Genomic DNA, 21,238 nt, shown 5'->3' with positions numbered 1-21,238 from the left:
GACACCCGTCCGGATCTTGTTACGGTGTGCGTAACAGGCGTATCGTCTTCCGCAACATGCGTTACCGTACGCTCGCATCCGACGGCATCACAAGGAGGGGCCGGAATTGCCCGCAGAGACACGGACCGCGGTGGACAAGGCCCTCGACCTCGTCGAGGCCGTGGCGCGCGCGGACCGGCCGCCGCGCCTCACCGACCTGGCCGAGGAGGTCGGTCTGCACCGGGCGACGGCCTACCGGGTGCTCGTCGACCTGGTCCGGCGCGGCTGGGTGCTGCGGGCGGGCGACCGCTATCTGCCCGGCACGGCCGTCCTGCGGTTGTCGTCCTCGGCCGCCAGGAACTCGCTCGGCGCGCTCGCCCGGCCGGTGCTCGACAGGCTGTCCGAGCGCACCGGCATGATGGTCAACCTCCAGGTGCCGGAGGCCGACCGGTCCCGTGTGATCGACGTCGTACGCCCCGACCGCCTGGCGATGATCAGCCGGCTGATGGGCGAGGCCCTGCCCGTGCACCGGTTCGCCGGCCCGCTCGCCCTGGTCGCCGCCCTCGAACCGGCCGACCGCGCCCCCTATCTGCGGACCGCCGAAGCGGACGGTCACCCGCTGGACGGGCCCGACGGGCTGCTGGCCGACGTCGAACGGACCGCACGCACAGGGTTCGCCGTCGAGTACGGGCGCAACGAACAGCCCGTCGCCTCGCTCGGCCGCGCGGTCGTCACGCGTCCGGGCGCGCCGGTCTGCGCCGTGACCCTGGTCGGTCTGGGCGCGGAGATCGACGAGAACCGTCTTTGCCTGCTCCAGGAGTTGCTGCGCGAGGCGACGGACGAACTGGGCCGGATCCTCTCCGGTCCCGGATCACCCGCTCCGTCCTCACCGTCCGCCGCTGTGCCCACGGCTTCCGCGCCACCCTCGATCGACGCGGCGCGTGCCGCCTCCGAGAGTCCGACGGCCGGAGAACACCGTGCCGGCGGCCTGCACGTCACCGACCCGACCGAGTCGGCGACCGCGACACCGTCCCCCTCCTCCTCTCCCTCCCCTGAAGGCCAGTCATGAGCGAGATCCGGTTCCTGGACGGCGCGCAGACACGGGCCGCGCTCGATCCTCGGCGGGTGATGGACGCCGTGGCGACGGCCTTGATCGCCGTCGGCCGGGACGAGGTCTCCGCGCCGCCACGGATCGCGGCGCACGCTCCGGGCGGTCTGCTCGGCGCCATGCCCGGTCACGTGCCCGGCCTCGGGCTCGCCGCCAAACTCGTCTCCGTGTTCGCCGACCCCGAGCGCCCCGGGCGCAGCAGTCACCTCGGCGTCGTCGCGCTGTTCGACGCGGTGGACGGCCGCCCGCTGGCCCTGATGGACGCCGAACCCCTCACCGAGATCCGCACCGCGGCGAGCGCGACGATCAGCGCCCGCGCCCTGGCCCGCCCGGACGGGAGCCCGGTGGCCGTCGTCGGAACCGGCGCCCAGGCACGGGCCCAGGTGACCCTGCTCGCGGCGCTCGACCCGAAGACCCCCGTGCGGGTGGCCGGCCGTGACCCCGAGCGGGTGGCGAGCGCGGCGGCGCTGCACCCCGCGGGCCGGGCCGCGCGGAGTATCGAGGACGCCGTCCGCGGGGCCGGAACGGTGTTCTGCTGTACCGGAGCCGTGCGACCGGTGGTCGACCGGGACTGGCTCGCCGTCGGCGCGCACATCAGCTCGGTGGGCGGCTCCCACGGTCCGGAACTGGACGCGGCGACCGTCCGCGACGCCACGCTCTTCGCGGAATGGTCCGGAGCCGCCACGACGCGACCGCCGTCCGGCGCACACGAGTTGCAGGGCCTTCCGGCCGAGCGGCCGGTGACACCGCTCGGCGCGGTCCTCGCCGGTGACCTCCCCGGCCGCCGCGACGACGTCGAGCTCACGCTCTTCAAGTCGACCGGGCACGCCGCGCTCGATGTCGCGGCGGCCCACGTCGCGCACGCCGTCGCGGTCGCGGAGGGGTGGGGCACCCGGCTCAGCCTGTAGGCGCCTGACGCAGGGGGCGGCGTCCGAGGGTGTGTGTGCAAACCGACGCACGCTGTGCGGGCGGTCGACAGGGCCTGGTGCAGCGGGATGTTCAACCGGCCCGGCGGCGACGGGTGTCCGGTGCGGGGCCGGTCCGCTCGGCGCGCACCTCGGCGAGGATCGCCTCCCACACCCGTGCGGGAGGGCTCACCAGAGGTTCGGGGGGAAGGCCGCCGCGGGCCGCCGCGTCGACGCGCTCGAAGGCCCGGACGCGGTCGCGGCAGGAGGCGCACCGGTGGAGGTGGTCCAGCATCCCGGGCGGCCACGGTGTGCGCGCCCCGTCGAGAACGTGCTGGGCGAGGTCCGCGGGCGGGAGATGGCCCGACAGCCCGGCGCCGCTCATGTGCCACCTCTTCACCTGCTGGATCCGCCGCGCGGACGTCGCCGGCACCTGGGTCCCCTGGCGCGAGAAGCGGCTCGCGGCCGGAAACCCGGACCGTGACATCCGTCCTTCGCCCCTGCTTCGGGGCCCGCCGTCCCGTCGGATGCACCGACCCTGCACGACGTTCATCCTGCGCACCGCCGCACGTGCTCCGCTCCCGGATTCACGGACAGCAGGACCTCGGGCGGGACGGTGACGCGGGCCGGCGCCACCTCACCCGCGCAACCCGTCCTCCCGGGCGTCCTGGAGGCAGCGGCTCAGGCCGTGCAGCCCGCGGCGGGCGTGACTCTTGACCGTTCCCAGCGGCAGGCCGGTGACCTGGGCGATCTGGGTCTGGGTGAGGTCGTCGTAGAAGGCGAGGCTGAGCACCCGCCGCTGCGCCGGGGGGAGCTTCGACAGCTCGTGGCCGACCAGCACCCGGTCCAGGACCGCGTCCGGCTCGCCCGACCGGTCATGGGTGCGCAGCGCCATCACGGCACCGGCGGCCGCCACCAGGTCGGCGCGACGGGTGCGGGCCGACAGCGCGTCCGCGATCTTGCGCCGGGTGATCCCGACGAACCAGGCCGCGAGGGCACCGCGCTCGGGCGCGTACCCGGCCCTCCCCCGCCAGGCGGCCAGGAACACCACCTGGCTGACGTCCTCCGCCTCGGCCGCGTCTCCCAGGGACCGCCGGGCCAGGGTGTACACCAGCCGGCCCCAGCGGTGGTAGGCGGCGGCGAGCGCCAGCTCGTCGCCGCGGACGAACGCGGCGGCGAGTTCCTCGTCGTCGAGCGACTCCTGTACCGGAGGCGTCCAGGGAGAGCCGTACGGCGGCTGCTCGGTGGTCTGCTGTGCGGTCATGGCGACTGCTCCTCGGACCGTGTGGCGGCGTCCCGCCTCCGGTCCTGCGGCCGTTCCTCGTGGCAGCACCGTCCCGAAGGCGTCGGGCGTACCGGTCGCGCGGCGTGAATCCGCGGTTCCGGCTCTGCCACCATCCGCAATATCGATGCACTCGGGCAACTTGCATCGACTCTGCATCGCATTGCTCTGCGCAGGCCTTCCGGCCTTCGCACCGTCCGCGCCTCACGTCCCGGGAAGGACCGTCGGGGTACCGAACCGCACCGGCACACCGGGGGCGTACAGCACACTGAACGGCTCCTCGCACGGCTCGGACAGGCCGGCCGCCGCGATGAGCGAGTCCTCCCAGTCGAGCAGGGCGCAGCGGCGGAACGTCCACGCCGGATGGGTGTTCGGCAGGTAGTACGACCTCCCGAAGGCCCGTCCGTGCAGTCCCCAGCGGTTGGTCAGGAACTCCTCGACCGGGTCGGGGGCGACGGGGTCGGTGCCGACGTCGAGCCACACCCGCGCCCGGGCCTCGGGCGCCCCGCGGCGGCTGGTGCGGTACAGCAGGCGGGTGTCGAACCACTGGCTGCGGATGCGCGACCACCGGTAGGGAAGCCGGAACGACGCGTCGGCCGCCAGTACGGGCAGCAGCCGGTCGCACTCCAGTGAACGGAACACCACACCGCGGCGCCCCTGGGCGTCCCTGCTGTAGAGCCGGACGTTGATCTCGTCGAAGGAGCCCACATACGGGACGGCCGGGGTGCCGCCGACGGCGAGATCACGCAACCGGAAGAAGACCAGCCCGACGTACGTACGGCCGTTGAGCAGGTCGGGGACGGTTCCGGGCGGCAGCAGCCCGGCCACCTGGAAGGGGTCCGCCGGCCAGTGCAGGAACACCAGGTCGCGCCAGTTCTGCCGGAACAGCGTCCGCCGTACCTGTCTCGGCGCGAGCGGCGTGACCGGCTCCACGGGACGCGCGGTCCGGTGGTGCTGTCGGGACACTCCACGGGTGGACACGTGACTCCCCGTCCGCCCCGGCTACCGGGCCGTGCCGGAGGTCGCGCCACCGCTCGGCCACCCCGACCGGGCACCGCCGAGCACGCCGGTCGCCCCGGTCGCCCCGGTCGCTCCGAGCAATCCGGCCACCAGCATCCGCGCACCCCAGATCCGCATGCCGTACCTCCCGCGGCCCGGTTCGGTTCTCCGGGCGGTCCAGTTCGTCTGCCTATTCGGCCCGTGATCGACGCCCGGATGCGGCGGTGAGGGGCGCCCTCCGCGGACGGGCGGGGCAGCCGTGGGCTCGCCGCATGCGCGGGCGCAGGTCGGTGGTGACCGCGCCCGTCAGGGGTCGTGACGCCCCGAGGCGGCGCGGAGTCTCAGGGCACGGCGCTCGGCCGCCGTCGTGCCGCCCCAGACCCCGTCGTACTCGGCGTTCAGCAGGGCCCAGCTCGCGCAGGCGCTGAGCACCGGGCAGCGGTGGCAGACCGCGCGGGCCTGCTCGATCTGTCCTCTGGACAGGCCGTCCTCACCGAGGGGGAAGAAGAGTTCCGGATCCTCGGTGCGACAGGCCGCCGATTCACGCCAGTTCATGACTCATCCGGTCCTCCGCCGGTCGCCGCGCGCTCGCGGGCAGGTCGTCTCCGCGGTGCTCCTGGCACCGCCGGACCCGGCAGAGGTAGGCATCAATCTAGGCTTTCCCGGCGAATTCGGCCATGCTGGGGAGTGCCTCGGCCGGTTCCCGTGACGGGCCGGAACTCGCCGTCACGGGCTGCATCCGACCGGTCGCGCCCCGGCGAATGCACCGGGGGTGGGTCCGCCGCGCGACGCGGGCCGCCCGGAGGACGACACGGAGGGAGGCCGCCCGTCCCATGAGAGTCACCGGACCGGACACCGCCGGAGTACGGGAGCGGCTGGGCAGCGCGCTCTTCGCCCGCGTCGCGGGTCCCGAGGGGCCGAAGAACCGCGCCCGGATCCACGACACGCCAGGACCCCGCTGGTTCGGCCCGGACCGGCCCATCCGCACGGTGCACGGGGACGCGTCCATGTTCATCGGCGGCCTCTCCGCCCTGCTGCTCCAGTCGCTCCACCCCCTCGCCATGGCCGCCGTGTCCGCCCACTCGGGATTCCGCGGAGACCCGTGGGGACGCCTCCAGCGCACGAGCACCTTCCTCGCCACGACGACGTACGGGACCGCGGAGAGCGCCCAGGAGGCGTGCGAGCGGGTGCGCGCCGTCCACGAGCGGGTCCGCGGCACGACCTCGGAGGGCACGCCGTACCACGCGGCGGATCCCCATCTGCTCGCCTGGGTGCACGTCGCGGAGGTCGACAGCTTTCTGCGCGCACACCAGCGGTACGGCGTACGCCCGTTGACCGATGAGGGATGCGACGGCTACGTCGCCGACACCGCACGCGTCGCCACCGCGCTGGGCGTGGCGGACCCACCGACGAACCGCGCCGAACTCGCCGAGCGGCTGGACTCCTACCGCGGCGAGGTGCGTGCCACCCCGGAGGCCCGGGAGGCCGCCCGGTTCCTCCTGCTGAACCCGCCGGTGCCGCTGGCCGTACGCCTCCCGTACGGGGTCCTCGCGGCGAACGCGGTGTCCCTGCTGCCCTCCTGGGCCGCCGCCGAACTGCGGCTGCCCCGGCTGCCGTTGGTCGACACGGTGTGCGTCCGTCCGCTCGGCTGCGCCGTCACCTCGGTCGTCCGCTGGGCGATGGCGCCGTCGCGCCCGGCCGGGTCCGCCCCGGCGTCCGCCGCGTGAACCGCGACCGTGACGGTGTGCCCGCCCGGGCCCACCGTTCCCTCCCGTACCGAACCCGGGGACCGAGTCGGCGAAGTCCGTGCCGTGGAGGACCCAAGGCCGAAAGACTGTCCGCGTGTTGAGAAACCTGCCGTCCGTCCCGCCCGACTTCGTCGGACGGGGGGCCGAACTCGCCCATCTCGCCAAGGCGTTGCACGAACACCGCGTCGTCACCCTGACCGGGGCCGGCGGCGTGGGCAAGAGCCGTCTGGCCCTTCACGCGGCGGACCAGCACCTCGGCTCCAGCGGGGGCGGGGCCGCCTGGGCCGACCTCTGGCCCCTGCAGGACGACCGTCTGCTCGTCGCCACCGTGGCCGACGCGGTGGACTTCTCCGACCACACCACGAACATGGCGATGGACTCCCTGGCCGACTGGCTGGCCGGCAAGGACGTCCTGCTCGTACTGGACTCCTGCGAGCACCTGGTCGGCCCGTGCCGACGCATGGTGGCCCGCCTGGTGCTCTCCTGCCCCCGGCTGACCGTCCTCGCGACCAGCAGGGAACCGCTCGGCGTGCCCGGTGAACACGTCGTCGCCGTCGACCCGTTGCCGCCCTCGACGGACGCCGTCGAGATGTTCTGCCGACGGGCCGCGGCCGCGGGCACCCCGGTGTCGGCCCCGGCGGACATGGTGACCGTCGCCCGGCTGTGCCAGCGGCTCGAAGGGATGCCCCTGGCCCTGGAACTGATCGCGGGTCAGCTGACGCAGCGCACGGTCGCGGAGGTCGACCTGGAACTGGGCCTGCGACTGGACATCGCCGCCGACACCGTCCTCACCGGGCCCCCGCGGCATCGCGCCGTGCGCACCACGATCGGCTGGAGCCACGAGCTGTGCACGCCCGCCGAACGTCTGTTGTGGGCCCGGATGTCGGTGTTCCGGGACGGCGTCGACGCGGACACGGCACGCACCGTGTGCGCCGGTGGCCCACTCGCGGCGGAGGACGTCGACCGGGCCCTTGAGGGCCTGCTGAGGAAATCGGTCCTGACACGCCTCGGCGACACCCACCGGATGCTCGACACCGTCCGGGAGTACGGCACCATGTGGCTCGAACACCTCGGCGAGAGCACCGAGTTGGCGCGACGGCACGCGGACCACTTCCTGACGATGGCCCGCGCGTCCCACGACAACTGGCTGGGCGAACGGCAGGCCCACTGGTACGCCCGCCTGGACGCGGCGCACACCGATCTGTGCGCGGCGCTCGACCACCTCCTCGACGACCGGCCCGACACGGCCCTCGACCTGATCGGACTGCTCGGCTTCCCGTGGAGCTGCTGCGGCCATCTGCGGGAGGCCTCCGCCTATCTGGAGGACGCCCTGGCCCTGTCCGACGCCTCCGGCCCGGAACGAACACGGGCCCTGTGGGCGCTGGGCGTGAACCGTGCACTGCGCGGCGAGCACGAGGCGGCCCGCCGGCTCGCCGAGTTCTGCCAACGGCGCGCGGACCTCCAGGACGATGTCGAGGGGACGCTGCACGCCACGTATCTGCTGGGCCTGGCCCACCTCCTCCAGGGCCGGCCCATGACGGCCAGACATCACGTGGACGGCGCTCTGCGGGGCGCCGGCGGAACCGCGTTCACCTCGGCGGGACATCTCCTGTGTCACCTGGTGCGGGTCTTCGCCCTGACGGCCGAGGGGCTGCTCGACGACGCGCGCCGGGAGGCGGAGGAACTGCGGAGCGGCTGCGTGCGGCGCGGCGAGTGGTGGACCCGCTCGTACGCCGACTACCAGTTGGCGCTCATCTCCCTCTTCGCCGACCGCGCCGAGGACGCCTCCGCCCACGCCCTGTCGATGCTGGACGGCAAGCGCCGGATCGGGGACAGCTTCGGCCTGGCGCTGGGCCTGGACCTGCTGGCCTCCGCACTGGCGGCGCAGGGCGCGGGAGAGTGGGCGGTCGCCGCGTTCGGTGCCGGTGAGACGTACTGGAGCGCGGTGGGCCATCCGCAGCGCGGCACGCCCGAACTCGGGCCGGTCCGCGAACGCTACGAGCACACGGCCCGTGCCCTGCTGGGCGACGACGGGTACGAGGAGGCGCTGCTGCGCTCCGCGCTCTCCGACCCCGAAGCGGTGCTGCGCCACCTGCTCGACAGTTCCGGCCGGGGGTCCTGAGGGCGGGCCGCCGTCCGGCGAGCGGCTCCGGCGCCTGCCCGGGGCGAATCCGTGCGGCCCGTGCGCCACCCCGGACACGGGGAGCCCCGCCGCCGCGAAGATGCGCCCTCACCCGTTCGGGCGGACGGTGGAGAGATGGCACATCCACTCGTACCACCAGGAGAGACCCCGCCCGCCGAGGGCTCCATCGCGGAGGCGCACCAGGAGCGGCCGGACGGCGGGATCTGGGAACACCCCTATTTCTGGCTCGGGCTGATCGTCATCGGCTCACTGATCGTCGCCGCCTTCTTCGTGGCCAGGATCAGCGGCCTCTGACCCGGCGCACACGTCCTCCCCGCGGAGCCCTCGCGCTCCGCGGGGAGGACGTTCTGCCGTACCGGGGCGGGTGCGGCGGTCCCGGCGCACCCGCAGGCCCGGGCCGGACTCCCACCGTGCACGACACGTACCCCGGCCGCCGGTCGGGCCGGTCTCCCCGTCGACGCGTCCCTCGCCGCACACCGGTGCCCGTCGCTGCATCCGTCCCGCGTCCTCGGAGGGAAGGAGGGGTGAGCCCGGCGGACCAGCCGGTCCCTGACGGCTTCGGAAGCGAGGCGAGCCCCTGTCATGACCCGCTGCCGCCGTGCGCCGGAGCCCGCCGGCCCGAACCGGGCCGCACCCGTGAACCGCCGCGCGCCCGTCGAGCCCGACATGGTCCAGGGGGTCGGCGCATGGAGCTGAGCGCCCGCGCGGACGACGCGGACACCGAGAGCGGCGAAGGCGCCGACGCGGGAGTGACCACCGGCTTCCTGGCCAGGAAGCTCGGGGTGTCACCGACCACCCTGCGGTCCTGGGACCGTCGGTACGGGCTGGGTCCCGCCGTGCGCCCCGACGGGCGGCATCGGCGCTGGTCCCCCGACGACGTCGCCATGGTCCAGGAGATGTGCCGGCTCACGGCGGTCGGTCTGCCCCCCGCCGAGGCCGCGCGCACCGCGAAGGAGACGGCCCGGGGCGGGGCCCCCGGCTCCCCCGTCGCGCTCGCGCGGCCACCGGCCGGCGTCCGCTTCCCGGAACGGCCGTCGGCGACACCCCCGCGGGAGCGGCCCAAGGCCTCGCGGTCCCCCTCCGGACTGCCGCTAGGCGACGTGCGCCAGGAATGCCGGGGACTCGCACGCGCCGCCGTGCGCCTGGACGCCTCCGCCATCCAGGAGCAGTTGACGGCGGCGGTGCGAGCGCACGGTCTGGCCAAGGCGTGGGAGGAGGTCATGGTGCCCACGCTGCGCGCGGTGGGCCGCAAGTGGGAGTCGTCGGGCGACCAGTACGTCGAGGTCGAACACCTCCTGTCCTGGCACGTCTCCGCCACCCTGCGGCACGTGTACGTGGCCGCGGCGGGCCACGGACGCGACGACGCCACCTCGCCCGTGCTGCTCGCCTGTCTTCCCGGCGAGCCGCACACCCTGCCGCTGGAGGCGCTCAACGCGGCGCTGGCGGAACGCGGGATCCCGGTCCTCATGCTCGGCGGTGCCGTGCCGCCGGAGGCACTGATGACGGCGTTCCACCGCGTCGGTCCCTCGGCGGTGGTCCTGTGGTCGCAGTCGTCGGGCACGGCCAACCTGCCGCTGGCCCGGCACATCGCCGCCACCCGCTGGGGCGTCCGCGGTGCGCGGACCCAGAGCCAGGTCCTGCTGAGCGGACCCGGCTGGGGCAGGCAGTCGGGTCCGGGCCTCCTCCGCCCCCGCCACCTGGCCGACGCGCTGCGCCTGATCGGCGCCCCGGAGCACTGACCCGGCCCGGGGCACCACGGTCCGCGCCGCTGCGCCCCCCTCGGCGGCAGCACTTGTCCCGCGCCGCGCTACGACCCCAGGAACGCGGCGAGGCCCTCCAACAGCCGTGCCACGTCGTCCTTGTCGTTGTACGGCGACAGGCCGACACGCAGTCCGCCCGTGTCACCGAGCCCGAGGTGCCGCGACGCCTCCAGCGCGTAGAACGATCCCGCGGGCGCGTGCACACCCCGGTCCGCCAGGAACCGGTAGGCGTCGGCCGTGTCCCGGTCCTCGAACGTCAGCAGCAGCGTGGGCGTGCGGTCGGCGGCGCGGGAGTGGACGATCACGCCGGGCAGCGCGTCCAGCCCCGCCTCCACCTCCTCGCGCAGCGCGTCCTCGTGGCGTCCGACGGCCGCGAAGGCGGACCGGAGGCGGTCCCTGCGTCCCCCCGTCGTCTCCGGTGCGAGACCGGCGAGGAGGTCGACGGCGGCCGTGGTGCCCGCCAGGACCTCGTAGGGCAGCGTGCCGAGTTCGAAGCGCTCGGGCACGGCGTCGGTGGACGGCAGCAGCTTGTCCGGGCGCAGCCCCTCCAGCAGGCGGGGGGAGGCGGCCAGGACACCGTGGTGCGGGCCGAGGAACTTGTAGGGCGAGCAGACGAAGAGGTCGGCGCCGAGCCGTTCGAGGTCCACGAACGCGTGGGCGGCGTAGTGCACTCCGTCCACGTGGAGCAGGGCCCGCGGGCGGCGGTGGACGAGCTCGGCGATCGCGGCGACGTCGGGGACCGTGCCGATCAGGTTCGACGCGGCGGTCACGGCGACGAGCCGGGTGCGGTCGGTCAGCAGCTCGCCCACGGCCGCGGGCGGGAGTTCGCCCGTCGCCGGATCGAAGTCCGCCCAGCGCACCTCGGCCCCGGCCCGCTCCGCCGCCTGGATCCAGGGCCGGATGTTCGCGTCGTGGTCGAGCCGGCTGACCACGACCTCGTCTCCGGGCGCCCAGTCCTTCGCGAGAGTGTGCGCGAAGTCGTACGTGAGCTGGGTGGCGCTGCGCCCGAAGACGACGCCGGAGGGGTCGCCGCCCACCAGGTCGGCCATCGCCTCCCGGAACGCGCGCACACAGGTCTCCGCGTTCGCCTCTCCGGGCGTCAGCCGGCCCCTGATCGAGAGCGGGCCCGTGAGCGCGTCGGAGATCGCCCGGGCGACCCGGGCGGGGGTCTGCGTTCCGCCCGGGCCGTCGAAGTGGGCGATGCCCGACTGCAGGGCGGGGATCTCGGCGCGCAGCGCGCCGACGTCGAAGGTCACTCGGGCTCCTCACGGTCGGCGTCGCGCCCCGCGGCCGGCCGGACCCGGGCCTTGCTCGGGCGGGCCGGTCCGGTGTCCGGACGGGGCACACGGTGTCCGACGATCATCGCAGGACGGGCCGCGGACGGGGAGGGCGCCTCCGCCGCGGGGACGGGCGTGCCGAGACGTTCACCAACCACGCGTGCCCGGGCCGCCCTTGAACGGTCCGCGGATCTCCGCGGTGATCCACCCGCCGTAGAAGTCGCCCTCCTGTGCCGTGACCGGCTCGCCGTCGACCGTGCACCGGTCGACGCGCGTGGGGTAGAAGGCGACGTGCCCGGCGAGCGAGGCGTACGCCGGCACCGGCTCGGGGTAGCTCCACGCGGCGCCCGGGCTCACGTCGGTGCCGACGGCGAGGTCCCAGTACACCGCGGGCCCCTTCCACTCGCACCAACTGCGTTCCGTGGTGGGTCGGAGCAGGTCGGTGCGCACGTCGTCCGGGGGCAGGTAGAAGACCGGAGGATGGCTGGTCTCCAGGACCCGCAGGGCTCGGGTGGTCTCCGCGATCCGCGTTCCCGCCCACTCGACGACGACCAGGCGTTCGTCCCGTTCCGTCGCCGGGGGACGCGGATAGTCCCACACCGATTCGGGGCTCCGGTGTCCGTGCGGTGCCATGACCACTCCTGTCCGATCCTGTGCGAGGCGGATCGCCGCACCCGTCCTGTCCGGCCGGTCGGCATTCATGAGGACTTCGGGGATCACCGTGACCGCGGATGCGCGGCCCGGCGGGAGCCGGGCCGCGCGGCCTGCCGCAGCACGACGAACGGCTCGGGGCCGGCGTCCGGATGGTCCGGTGCCGGCCCCGAGCCGTGAGTCGTCGGTGCGCTGCGGGAGTACGGGCTCCTCAGGCGTGTCGGTGCGAACGACGGTTGCCCGTCAGCACCCGGTACAGAATCAGCAGGATCAGCGAGCCGACGATGGCGGCGATCCACGTCGACACCTCGAAGAAGCCGTCGACCGAGTCGACGTTGAAGATGACCTTGCCCAGCCAGCCGCCCAGCAGGCCACCGGCGATACCGATCAGCATGGTGATGATGATGCCGCCCGGGTCCTTGCCCGGCAGGAGCAGCTTGGCGATGGCACCGGCAAGCAACCCGATCAGAATCCAAGCGATGATGCCCACAGTTCCTCCACCGTCCGTACAGGATGTGATGTCCTCAGTCCGTGTGCGCCGAACGGGCCGACACAAACCTTCGAAACTCAAACTGTTGCCTTCTGGTCGGCTGTCGCGGCCTCGCTCAGTTCGGCCGCGAACTGAGCGCCGGCCAGCAGCGCGAGGTTGGACAGCCACAACCAGACCAGGAAGACGACGAGTCCCGCGAGCGAGCCGTAGAGCCTGCTGTAGGTGCCGAACACGGAGGCGTACACGGCGAATCCGGCGGAGACGACCAGCCACAGGAACGCCGCCAGCATGCCGCCGGGCAGGCTGTAGCGGCGTCGACGGGCCACCACCGGGCCCGTGTGGAAGACGACGACGACCAACAGGGCGACCAGGCACAGCAACAGGGGCCAGCGGAGCACGCCCCAGGCCACGGCCACCTGTCCGTCGAGGCCGAACACCCGGCCCGTGGCCTCGGCCACCGGGCCCGTCAGCAGCAGCACGAGCGCGCTCACGACGAGGAGACCGAGCAGCGCCAGCGCGGTCAGCACCAGGCGGTGCGCGGTGCGCCAGACCGAACGGCGGTCCGCCACGTCGTGCATCCGGTGCAGGGCGCGGCGGAACACGGCGAGGTAGCTGGAAGCCGACCAGAGCGCGCTGGCCGACCCCGCGACGAGCAGGGTCCAGGCCGCCGACCGCTGCCGCAGCATCTCCCCCAGCGCCTGGTGCAGTTCCGCACCCGACTGGGCGGGCGCGTACGCCGTGACGTGGGCGATGAACTGCTCCGCGGTGTCGGGACTGATCAGACCGAAGGCCACGACCATGACGAGCATCGCGGGCAGGACGGCCAGGATCGCGTAGTACGTCAGGGCGGCGGCCCAGTCCGAGACGTCGTCGTTCCACATCGACACCGGGGTGCGGCGCAGCGCCGGCCACCACAGGCCGGGACGGGGGCGAGGCAGCCGAGCGGGCCGCACGGTGTCGATGGCGCTGTTGGGCCCTGACTCAGCGGACATGCGCGGTCCGGTGGGATCGGCTGCTGATCCGTACGTGGGTGAGGACCCGGCACGGTGCGGCCGCGGCCCGTGCTTCCTCGATGAGCGCGGCCAGGGTCAAGAGAACTCCGTTCGGTGCGGTGTCCGGGGCGAGCCGGACGTGGGCGCGTACGTACAGCCGTCCGCGGCCGGCACGGACGGCGACGCGGCTGTGGGCGACGCCGGGGACGGCGGACGTGCGCCGGGTGAGCAGGTCGGCGAGCGCGCGGGTGCGCAGGACGGCGCCGCGCGAGGTGAGGGTCAGGCGCGGGCGGGTCCCGCCGCTGATCCGGCTCGCCGCCCACAGGAGGCAGAGGAGGGAGGCGGGGGCCGTCACGGCGACGAGGGCGGGAACCCACCAGGTGTGGTCGCGCAGTTCGGCCACCTGCCGGGCGGAGACCCACACGGTGTCGGTGTCCGTCCTCGGCCACCACCCCGGCATCCGGTCCGCCACGGACGCGCCGGCGGTCGCCGACCAGATGCCGGCCGACAGCAGGACGAGTCCCGCCGCGGCCAGTGCGGCACGGTTGACCGTGCCGGACGGGTGTTCCATCACGCCTCGCTTCCGGCGGGCCGGGCGGTCTCGGAGCGGGCCGGCGGGTCCGCCGGCCCGAGCCCGTCGAGCCGCGGCTCCGCTGAGGGGTGTTCCACGGATCGCGGTCCCGCAAGCGTGGGTCCCCCGGTCGTGGGTGCCGGGGACCGCGGTGCGTGCGGCCCGGGTGCACCCGTCCGGGATTCATCGGGCCGAGATCCCGTCGGCCGGGATTCCGGCGACCCGGGTCCGGAACCGGGTGGCTGCCAGGTCGGAGCCGGCCGCACCGTCACGCGCAGGCGGGGAGCCCGGCGCAACGCGCAGGCGTCCATGGCCCGGTGGGCCACGGCCACGGCTGCCTCGGTCGTGGCGTCCCGTTCGCCGAAGGCCAGTGCGACCCGGACTCGGGCGCGCCTGCGTCCGACGCGTACCCGGACCGTGCCGGCCCCGGGCACGTCCGCGACGGCGTCACGGATCACCGAGGCCACCGCCGTGCGGTCCACCGCGGCGTGCAGGCCGGGCGAGTCGGCGCCCAGCAGGCCTCGTCGGCCCGGTGTCAGAGCGAGCACGCACAGCCAGAGGCCGGCGGCCGCGAGGACGATACCGAAGGCGACCGGCAGGTCCGCGGGACCGCGCCGTTCCAGCGTGTCCAGCAGGTCTGTCCGCCAGGCGGCGGCCGGGTGCCCGGCGGCATGGACCCGCAGCACGTCGACCGCGGCGGCGCCGCAGACGAGGGCCGCCGCGAGAGCGAGTCCCACGACCGGGACGCGCCGCGCCGACCACGGGCGCCGCGGTGCGCGGCCGGAGGCGGGGGGCTTCGCGAGCGTGGGCGCGGACGGTCGGGCCGGACCGGTGAGTCCGGTCACGGTGACCCGCGCGGGCTCGAGACGCAGTCCGGTGAGCCGGCCGGTCCGGTCCGTCACGTGCCGCTCGACGCGCTCGGCGGTCGACGCGAGCGGCACCGGGTAAGGGAGGGTGACGCCGAGGGAGACCACGGCCCGCCGCCCCCGTACGGAGGCGGAGCCGCGCGCCGACGGACGCGCGAAGCCCGGGAGGGCCTCGGCGGCCGCGCGCTCGGCGATCTTGCGTACGGCCTTCTCCGAGACGGTGGTGGTGCCGCGCACCGCCGCGTCCGTCATCGGTTCCTCCGCTCGAAGAGGTCCCGGAGGTCCTCACGACGGACCCCGCCCTCCAGATAGCGGCCCACGCCGTATCCGACCGCGCCGAGTGCCGCCACCAGCAGGAACGCGCCGAAGCCGCCGAAGTAGCCGGCGTACGCCAGGGCCATTCCCACGAACATGCCGACGATTGCTCTGCTCATTCCTCACCTCTCACCGCCGGTCTGGCCGGCGTCCTCGGCCGCGCGTTCGTCACGGGCCGATCGGGGCTCTCATTCCACGCGCGAGTCCCCGTACGCCTCCTCACCGTCGTCCTCCGGAAGATGCACGTCGTTGACCGTGACGTTCACCTCCACGACCTCCAGGCCGGTGATGCGCTCCACGGCGGCGACGACGTTCTCGCGCACGTCCCGCGCGACGTCGGTGATGGGCACCCCGTACTCGACCACCAGGTCGAGGTCGATCGCGGTCTGGCGCTCGCCGACCTCGACCTTCACCCCGCGGCCGACGTTCGGGCGTCCGCCGGGCACACGGTCGCGTACCGCACCGATCGTGCGGGACAGCCCGCCGCCCATGTCGTACACACCGGGGATCTCACGCGCGGCGATCCCGGCGATCTTCACGACGACGACATCGGCGATGGACGTCTTGCCCCGGCTGTCGGCCGGTGTGCCCGCGCCGGACTGGCCACCGCTCAGGGTGGTGGATCCGGTGGCCCCGGCACCGCCCGCCACACGCGCCGACGGCGCCGGTTCGGGACGGGAGGGGACGGTCTCGCGGCGGGACTCGGGTCCCGCCTGCTGGGTCGTCATGACGATCTCCCATTTCACTCGGGGTGAACTGCCTTCTCCACGACAGACCCGCCCCGGGCCGTTCTGTTACGCGGCCCGACCACGTTCTTTTTCCGGAGTACGTCCTCCTCCGCAGGAGAGGAGGACGGAACGGGTGCATCCGCGCGCGCCGCGGGTGCGTAACAGGGAACCGCGCAGGCGTGTCCAACCCGCAGAGGCAAGCGAGAGGAGCCACCGAGTGCCGGGGGCCCAGAGTCAGATCACCCAGCCGGAGGACGTCGCGGCCGACGACGCCCTGCTGGCCACACGGGCGGCCGAGGGCGACGAGGAGGCGTTCGAGTCGCTCGTACGCCGCCATGCCCCGCGGCTGGTGGGGCTGGCGGCGCGGCTGCTGGGCAGCCGTTCGGAGGCCGAGGACGCCGTGCAGGACGCCTTCGTCAACGCGTGGCGCAAGCTGCCCGAGTTCCAGGGCCGCTCCTCCTTCGGCACCTGGATGTACCGGATCGTCACCCACCGCTGCCTCAACGTGCTGCGCGCCCGGCGGCAGGAGAGCGGCCTCGACACGGTCGCGGAGGTCGCCGCTCCCGAGCACGTCGCCTCGCCGGCCCGGCTGGCGGAGTCCCGGGCGGCGCTGGGCGAGCTGCAGACCGCGCTCGCGGACCTGTCGGCGGAGCAGCGCACCTGCTGGGTGCTGCGCGAACTGGACGGCCGGTCCTACGAGTTCATCGCGGACACCGTCGGGATCAGCCAACAGGCGGTCCGCGCCCGTGTCTTCCGCGCACGACACCGACTGACACAAGCGATGGGGGCGTGGCGATGACCCACCACTCCGGTCCGCCGGAACGCCGGCTCGGATCCGACGAGGACGACGAACTGCTGCCCTGCGGCCGTCCGCTCGCCGAGGTCTGGGAGATCGCGGAGGATCCCACCCGTGCCGACGCCCACGGGGAGGGGTGCCCGCACTGCGGCCGGGCCCTCGACGAGTGGACGCGGCTGGAGTCCCTCGTCGGCGGTCTCCGCGACGAGACGGACACCGTCGCCTCGTACGACGCCACGCCGCTGACGCGCCGGGTGATGGACGTGGTCCGGGTCGAGCTGCGGCCCGGCAGGCCCCTCCCGCTGGGTGATCCCGCCGAGGACCTCTGGATCATGGAAGCGGTCGCGGCCCGCACGCTCCGCACCGCGGGGGAGACGGTGGCCGGGGTCCGCGCGGGCTCGTGCCGGATCGTGCCCCGCACCCCGTCGACGCCGGGCGGTTCGGCCGGGGTGGACGTGCGGCTGGACATCGTCGCCCCGGTGGACGCCGCGCTGGAGCACCTCGCCGAGCGGGTGAGGGAGCGGGTGCTCGACGTGGCGCGCGGCCGCCTGGGGATGGACGTGACGGCCGTGGACATCCGTATCACCGATCTGACGGGCCCCGTGGCCGACGTCGAGGAAGGCCAGGACCGATGACGCGGTACGCCGTGCACGACACGTTGACGGAGGCACTGGCGCGGACGGTCCTGGAGGTCTCGGGGGTCGCCTTCCTCAAGCCGGGCCTCGGCGATCTGCTGCGCTCACGCACGGGTGCGGGGGCCGGTCGTTCCGCCGGGCACACGGCGGGGGTCCGGGTCACCCGCCGCGACGAGTCCGAGCCGTGGGAGGTGGACGTCCGGATCGTGGCGCGCAAGGAGCGCCGCACCGTGGACGTCGCCCGCGCCACTCGCCGGGCGCTGGAGGAGTCACTGGCGACGCTGCTCCCGGACAGCAAGGCCTCGGTACGGGTCACCGTCACCGGACTCGTGTAGCGGTGCCGGCCTGTCCCACCCGGGCAGGTGCAAGAGCCCCCGGAATGCCGGGACATGGCGCATGGGGACATCGCAAATTGGAGACATCGCGACGTCGAGACACGGGGACAGGGAGTGACCGGGACGGACGCGTGTCCCGGTCACTCCCCTTTCCTGCCCGCCACAGGAAACCCCTGGCGGCCCCGCGGCCGTCTCCCGCGGGGCCGGCGATGCGCCGCGTCAGCTCTTGGGCATCAGGACCGTGTCGATGATGTACACGTTGGCATTGGCGGTCTTCACATTGCCGCACACCACCTTGGCGGAATCGTTCACGGTGTACGACTCCCCCGAACCGCTGGTCGTCAGCTTGCTCTTCTCCAGCGTGTCGAAGGAACCCTTCTCCAGATCCTTCGGCGCCAGCTTCTGGCCCACGACGTGGTAGGTCAGAATCTTCGTCAGCTGGGCCTTGTCGGCCAGAACCTTGTCGAGGGTCGCCTTCGGAATCTTCGCGAACGCGTCGTTCGTGGGTGCGAACACGGTGATGTTCTCCGCGTTGTTCAGCGTGTCCACCAGACCGGCCTTCTTCACGGCCGTCACCAGCGTCGACAGCGCCGGGTTGTTCGAAGCGGCGGTCGCCACCGGGTCCTTGGCCATGCCGTCGAAGGATCCCGCGCCGTTCTTCGGGACCGAGGCGCACCCCGGGCCGAACGGCTGGTCCGAGCTGCCCGCCATGCCCGACGAACCGGTGGAGGCGTCGTCCGAGGCCGGCGCGGAGGCCGAGGCCTTCGCCGAACTCGACGCGTCGCTGTCCTTGCTGTCGCTGGAACAGGCCGTCAGGGCGATCGGCAGTACAGCGGCAGTGGCGAAGGCCACCGCGACGTGACGGATACGCATGCTCATGAGGTTCTCCTGTCGGAACGAAAGCAGCATTCGCGGCGTCGGCCTGCAAATGCCGTGGTTTTCGAGCGGAAATACGGTGGAGAACGAAAGGGCGGTCCTCGGAGAGGCACCTGCCGCGCGCCCGGGGGCGGTTGTCGAACTCCTCGTTTCTCGGCTCACACGGGGAATCCGGCGCCGGGGCGGCCTTGGATTGGTCGGAGTTCGCTCAATCACCGATTCGAGGGAAATTCATTACGGGACCAATCCGGAACGCGAGCAGCTTCGGACAAGGCGCCCACACACCTCACTTGGGCGGCCGGGCCCCAACGCATCGAAGCCGCGGCACGATGGCCGCGGCTCCAGGACAGGGGACGGAATCGGTTCAGCCGAGGGGGACGAACACCCGGATCGACTTCCCGCCGCCCGGGCAGGGTTCGATGGTGATGTCGCGGGAGAGCCGGATGATCAGAGGCCATCCGTACCCGTTCGCCTGGCGGTGCTGCGGGATCTCCCCGGTGCCGTAGGCGTGGATGGGGACGACGTCGCTGCGGTCACGCACCTCCAGCCGCACACCGCCGTCGCTCAGGGCCGCCTCGAACCCGGCGAGCCCGTCACCGTGCCGGATCGCGTTCGTAACCAGTTCCGAGACGACGAGCAACAGGTCGATGACCGCTTCCTGTTTCACGCCGCCCGCCGGGCCTCCCCGGTGTTCGTGCAGGACCGTCTGAACATGACGGCGCGCGGTCGCGGCGCTGGTGACGGCGGGTTCGGCCGCGGGCGGACGAGCGGTCGGCTCGGCGAGGGAGACGCGTTGTGAGGCCTCGTCCGGATGCGTCGTGCCGCTGTCCGGGAACCCGGACTCCCCCGGACCACCTGCTCCCACGCTCCCGTCGGCCGCGGGAGGGCGGTTGGCCGGGGTCATCGCTCGCTCGCCGTGTCCGGGAGCTCCAGCGCTTCCTGGACACTGCCGGCGAGGACGAAGAAGCCCTCGGTCCCTGTCACGTCGAACAGCCTCCGAACGATGTCACTGAACGGCCCGCAGACCACCATGAGTGTGCCCGAGGCCCGGTGGGCGCGCTGTGCTTCGAGGAGCACGTGCAGGATCGACGAGTCCGCGAAGGCCGTCCCGGAGAGGTCGACCACCGTGCGGGCCGAGCCGACACGCTCCGCGAGATCGAGCGCCTCCTCGAGTTGGCACGCGGTCTCGTAGTCGATGTCGCCACCCACGCGCACGACGAAGGCGTCTTGGGCCGCCCCGTGCGTCACGGTGGCCTCCAACCCGTCGGGCATCTGAACACTCTTTCTCGTCTGCTCTTGCAAGGGCGCCCCTCGGGCCGGACGTCACGGTCCGCGCCGGTCCCCCGTGCCTTTCGGCACGGGGGCCGCTCATGGATGCGGGGCCGCGGACCCCGGCCCTCGCACCCTCGGCCGTCGTCTGACGGCGACTCACGCGGGCTGCCTCGGCGGCAGACTCCGGTAGTAGCTACCGACGCTGGAGAGGTAGGTCGGGTCGAGCGTCTCCCGGTCGGTCTTGAAAATCGGCGCCGACTTGATCTCCTCGCGGCTGCACGCCACGGTGATCTTCTGCGACTCGGTGTCGATGCCGGCGACCACGCCCACGGGAACCAGCACGCTCTTCCCGAACACCCACACCCCGGTGTCGACGACAAGGTGCCGCATCCCGGCGTCGTCCACCTGCCGGTCCACATGCCCTACGGTCCCGTCGGTGGCCTCGACGCTGTAGCCCGCAAGTTCATGCACCTCGGGGTGGTTGAACTCCGGTGCGTACGACCAGATTCTGTCGACGGTCATGTCGTCCTCCTTCAGCTCGCCGGTCCGCCCTGCCGTCCACGCACTCAGGGGCGTACGCGGCAGGGAGCAGCCCAGAAGGCGGGCATCCGCCTCCGTGCCGCCCTCTGAACTGCAAATACCCTGCTATCCGGTCTGCATTCGGTGGAATTTCTTTGCGAATCGCGGCTCTTGGCGTCGCATGCCCCCGAGGGCCGGCGGCGCCGCGGTCTTCAGCCCGTTCCGGGGTGTTGCTCGCCGTTCCGCACGTCGCAGGGTGCCGTGAGGTAGTCGAGGGTCCCGGTGATCTCGAGCAGCCGTTCCAGATGCGGAGGGCGCTCGTCCAGGTGGAGGCGCACGTGGGCGGCGTCGGTACGACGCCGGATCATCAACAGCGCCGACAGTCCCATCGAGTCGATCCCGTGGAGCCCGGCGAAAACGAGGCGCAGGTCGAGGACGCGCCCCTCGGGGGTGTTCCGGACGGTGAGGTTCTGGTCGACGGTGCTCATCAGCTCGTCGCAGGTCTCATGGTCGAGGTCTCCGCGGACGTGGACCACCAGATCGGTGGTCTCGGCCTCGACGGTGAGAGTGAAGGAGCGTGGATACGAAGTCGTCATGCGGGCTTTCCGGGGCCGGGGATCGTGAGGGCCGGCGCTCTTCGGGTACGGAGCGCCTCCCGGGCGCGGGCCGGCGTGCGGCAGGCGCGCGGGAAATCCTTGAGCTGGAGGGCCAGCAGGTCGAGCGCGGGGTCGAGGCTCCGGGCGGGCACACGGCGCGCGGCGAGGCTCGCGCCGGTCCACACGATGAACCCGGCGAACAGGTCATCGTCGGCCATGGAGAGGGACGTCCCCAGGAAATCGACGATGTGCGAAGGTCCTCGGCGGTACGCCGGTGGTGCTCCTCGGTGTAGCGGCGCATCGGCGGGAAGCGGATCTCCAGCTCCGTGAGGGTCGTCTTGACGAGCTGGTGCGCCGACCGGACGACCACCATGTACTCCTGGTCGGCCAGGTGC

General features: G+C 73.2%; 28 protein-coding genes. 9 read left to right on the top strand and 19 right to left on the bottom strand.

From position 1 onward, the window contains the following. Window positions 1-106: 106 nt before the first annotated feature. Both OG406_RS36435 and OG406_RS36430 read left to right on the top strand, forming a co-directional pair. Window positions 107-1,048 carry an IclR family transcriptional regulator gene (locus OG406_RS36435; protein ID WP_329189972.1) on the top strand — a complete coding sequence of 314 codons (942 nt, stop codon included), beginning with the start codon at window positions 107-109 and terminating at the stop codon, window positions 1,046-1,048. After that, window positions 1,045-1,995: an ornithine cyclodeaminase family protein gene (locus tag OG406_RS36430; protein ID WP_329189971.1), complete on the top strand. Its 951-nt coding sequence runs from the start codon at window positions 1,045-1,047 to the stop codon at window positions 1,993-1,995. The genes OG406_RS36435 and OG406_RS36430 overlap by 4 nt, the downstream gene beginning before the upstream one ends. Window positions 1,996-2,086: 91 nt before the next feature. On the opposite strand, the gene OG406_RS36425 is transcribed toward OG406_RS36430, so the two are convergent. From OG406_RS36425 to OG406_RS36405, 5 genes are all read right to left on the bottom strand, one after another. Then, the gene (locus tag OG406_RS36425) at window positions 2,087-2,377 is read right to left on the bottom strand and encodes a hypothetical protein (protein ID WP_329189969.1); all 291 of its coding nucleotides are present in this window, start codon (window positions 2,375-2,377) and stop codon (window positions 2,087-2,089) included. Between the two features lie 252 nt (window positions 2,378-2,629). Beyond that, a complete protein-coding gene (locus tag OG406_RS36420) occupies window positions 2,630-3,256 on the bottom strand; it encodes a sigma-70 family RNA polymerase sigma factor (RefSeq protein WP_329189967.1) in 627 nt (208 codons plus the stop codon). 222 nt (window positions 3,257-3,478) lie between these two features. Continuing rightward, a complete protein-coding gene (locus tag OG406_RS36415) occupies window positions 3,479-4,255 on the bottom strand; it encodes a DUF2071 domain-containing protein (RefSeq protein WP_329189965.1) in 777 nt (258 codons plus the stop codon). A 21-nt stretch (window positions 4,256-4,276) separates the two neighbouring features. Then, window positions 4,277-4,411, bottom strand: coding sequence for a hypothetical protein (locus tag OG406_RS36410; protein ID WP_329189963.1), 135 nt, complete (start codon window positions 4,409-4,411; stop codon window positions 4,277-4,279). Window positions 4,412-4,579: 168 nt separating this feature from the next. Continuing rightward, window positions 4,580-4,828: a WhiB family transcriptional regulator gene (locus OG406_RS36405; RefSeq protein WP_164370146.1), complete on the bottom strand. Its 249-nt coding sequence runs from the start codon at window positions 4,826-4,828 to the stop codon at window positions 4,580-4,582. A gap of 278 nt (window positions 4,829-5,106) precedes the next feature. Between OG406_RS36405 and OG406_RS36400 the strand changes: the two genes are divergently transcribed. The 4 genes from OG406_RS36400 to OG406_RS36385 all read left to right on the top strand — a co-directional run bounded on the left by OG406_RS36400 (window position 5,107) and on the right by OG406_RS36385 (window position 9,903). Continuing rightward, complete coding sequence (locus OG406_RS36400; RefSeq protein WP_329189959.1) at window positions 5,107-6,000, top strand: oxygenase MpaB family protein; 894 nt, start codon at window positions 5,107-5,109, stop codon at window positions 5,998-6,000. A gap of 115 nt (window positions 6,001-6,115) precedes the next feature. Continuing rightward, window positions 6,116-8,143, top strand: a complete 2,028-nt coding sequence (locus OG406_RS36395; protein WP_329189957.1) for an ATP-binding protein — start codon at window positions 6,116-6,118, stop codon at window positions 8,141-8,143. Between the two features lie 51 nt (window positions 8,144-8,194). Beyond that, window positions 8,195-8,458 carry a DUF6480 family protein gene (locus tag OG406_RS36390; RefSeq protein WP_327410609.1) on the top strand — a complete coding sequence of 88 codons (264 nt, stop codon included), beginning with the start codon at window positions 8,195-8,197 and terminating at the stop codon, window positions 8,456-8,458. A gap of 392 nt (window positions 8,459-8,850) precedes the next feature. Continuing rightward, window positions 8,851-9,903 (top strand): MerR family transcriptional regulator, encoded by a 1,053-nt coding sequence (locus tag OG406_RS36385; protein WP_329189954.1) that lies wholly within the window; start codon window positions 8,851-8,853, stop codon window positions 9,901-9,903. A gap of 68 nt (window positions 9,904-9,971) precedes the next feature. On the opposite strand, the gene OG406_RS36380 is transcribed toward OG406_RS36385, so the two are convergent. The 8 genes from OG406_RS36380 to OG406_RS36345 form a co-directional block, all read right to left on the bottom strand. After that, window positions 9,972-11,180, bottom strand: coding sequence for a cysteine desulfurase-like protein (locus OG406_RS36380; RefSeq protein WP_329189952.1), 1,209 nt, complete (start codon window positions 11,178-11,180; stop codon window positions 9,972-9,974). 168 nt (window positions 11,181-11,348) lie between these two features. Beyond that, a complete protein-coding gene (locus tag OG406_RS36375; RefSeq protein WP_266853160.1) occupies window positions 11,349-11,834 on the bottom strand; it encodes a DUF427 domain-containing protein in 486 nt (161 codons plus the stop codon). 229 nt (window positions 11,835-12,063) lie between these two features. Next, entirely contained in the window at window positions 12,064-12,342 is a 279-nt protein-coding gene (locus OG406_RS36370) for a GlsB/YeaQ/YmgE family stress response membrane protein (RefSeq protein ID WP_081222608.1), read from the bottom strand. 77 nt (window positions 12,343-12,419) lie between these two features. Next, on the bottom strand, window positions 12,420-13,334 hold the full coding sequence (locus tag OG406_RS36365; protein ID WP_164370152.1) for a YihY/virulence factor BrkB family protein: 915 nt from the start codon (window positions 13,332-13,334) through the stop codon (window positions 12,420-12,422). Then, the gene (locus OG406_RS36360) at window positions 13,324-13,905 is read right to left on the bottom strand and encodes a hypothetical protein (protein WP_329189949.1); all 582 of its coding nucleotides are present in this window, start codon (window positions 13,903-13,905) and stop codon (window positions 13,324-13,326) included. The genes OG406_RS36365 and OG406_RS36360 overlap by 11 nt, the downstream gene beginning before the upstream one ends. Beyond that, a complete protein-coding gene (locus tag OG406_RS36355) occupies window positions 13,905-15,023 on the bottom strand; it encodes a DUF6286 domain-containing Asp23/Gls24 family envelope stress response protein (RefSeq protein ID WP_329189947.1) in 1,119 nt (372 codons plus the stop codon). The genes OG406_RS36360 and OG406_RS36355 overlap by 1 nt, the downstream gene beginning before the upstream one ends. Then, the gene (locus OG406_RS36350) at window positions 15,020-15,205 is read right to left on the bottom strand and encodes a hypothetical protein (protein WP_081222611.1); all 186 of its coding nucleotides are present in this window, start codon (window positions 15,203-15,205) and stop codon (window positions 15,020-15,022) included. Before OG406_RS36350 ends, OG406_RS36355 begins: the two co-directional genes overlap by 4 nt. A 69-nt stretch (window positions 15,206-15,274) precedes the next feature. Continuing rightward, window positions 15,275-15,814, bottom strand: coding sequence for an Asp23/Gls24 family envelope stress response protein (locus OG406_RS36345; protein ID WP_329189944.1), 540 nt, complete (start codon window positions 15,812-15,814; stop codon window positions 15,275-15,277). A gap of 217 nt (window positions 15,815-16,031) precedes the next feature. On the opposite strand from OG406_RS36345, the gene OG406_RS36340 reads away from it, so the two are divergent. Genes OG406_RS36340 through OG406_RS36330 form a run of 3 tightly spaced genes read left to right on the top strand, consistent with a single transcriptional unit; the run spans window position 16,032 to window position 17,580 of the window. Next, on the top strand, window positions 16,032-16,613 hold the full coding sequence (locus tag OG406_RS36340; protein WP_329189942.1) for an RNA polymerase sigma factor: 582 nt from the start codon (window positions 16,032-16,034) through the stop codon (window positions 16,611-16,613). Beyond that, window positions 16,610-17,245 carry an Asp23/Gls24 family envelope stress response protein gene (locus OG406_RS36335; protein WP_329189940.1) on the top strand — a complete coding sequence of 212 codons (636 nt, stop codon included), beginning with the start codon at window positions 16,610-16,612 and terminating at the stop codon, window positions 17,243-17,245. The genes OG406_RS36340 and OG406_RS36335 overlap by 4 nt, the downstream gene beginning before the upstream one ends. After that, window positions 17,242-17,580: an Asp23/Gls24 family envelope stress response protein gene (locus tag OG406_RS36330; protein ID WP_329189939.1), complete on the top strand. Its 339-nt coding sequence runs from the start codon at window positions 17,242-17,244 to the stop codon at window positions 17,578-17,580. Before OG406_RS36335 ends, OG406_RS36330 begins: the two co-directional genes overlap by 4 nt. A gap of 219 nt (window positions 17,581-17,799) precedes the next feature. Here OG406_RS36330 and OG406_RS36325 read toward each other — a convergent pair whose 3' ends face one another. From OG406_RS36325 to OG406_RS36300, 6 genes are all read right to left on the bottom strand, one after another. Then, window positions 17,800-18,459, bottom strand: coding sequence for a fasciclin domain-containing protein (locus OG406_RS36325; protein ID WP_081222615.1), 660 nt, complete (start codon window positions 18,457-18,459; stop codon window positions 17,800-17,802). Window positions 18,460-18,820: 361 nt separating this feature from the next. Continuing rightward, a complete protein-coding gene (locus OG406_RS36320) occupies window positions 18,821-19,360 on the bottom strand; it encodes an ATP-binding protein (RefSeq protein ID WP_329189936.1) in 540 nt (179 codons plus the stop codon). Continuing rightward, entirely contained in the window at window positions 19,357-19,728 is a 372-nt protein-coding gene (locus tag OG406_RS36315) for an STAS domain-containing protein (protein WP_329189935.1), read from the bottom strand. The genes OG406_RS36320 and OG406_RS36315 overlap by 4 nt, the downstream gene beginning before the upstream one ends. Window positions 19,729-19,884: 156 nt before the next feature. After that, window positions 19,885-20,250, bottom strand: coding sequence for a PRC-barrel domain-containing protein (locus OG406_RS36310; protein WP_266610538.1), 366 nt, complete (start codon window positions 20,248-20,250; stop codon window positions 19,885-19,887). Between the two features lie 209 nt (window positions 20,251-20,459). Beyond that, on the bottom strand, window positions 20,460-20,843 hold the full coding sequence (locus OG406_RS36305) for an STAS domain-containing protein (RefSeq protein WP_329189933.1): 384 nt from the start codon (window positions 20,841-20,843) through the stop codon (window positions 20,460-20,462). Further along, window positions 20,840-21,061, bottom strand: a complete 222-nt coding sequence (locus OG406_RS36300) for a hypothetical protein (RefSeq protein ID WP_329189932.1) — start codon at window positions 21,059-21,061, stop codon at window positions 20,840-20,842. Before OG406_RS36300 ends, OG406_RS36305 begins: the two co-directional genes overlap by 4 nt. Window positions 21,062-21,238 lie beyond the last annotated feature (177 nt).

It is taken from the genome of Streptomyces sp. NBC_01428 (assembly GCF_036231965.1).
Classification (GTDB): domain Bacteria; phylum Actinomycetota; class Actinomycetes; order Streptomycetales; family Streptomycetaceae; genus Streptomyces.
The sequence above is the reverse complement of the archived record's forward strand: the minus strand, read 5'-3'. Positions and strand labels throughout refer to the sequence as shown.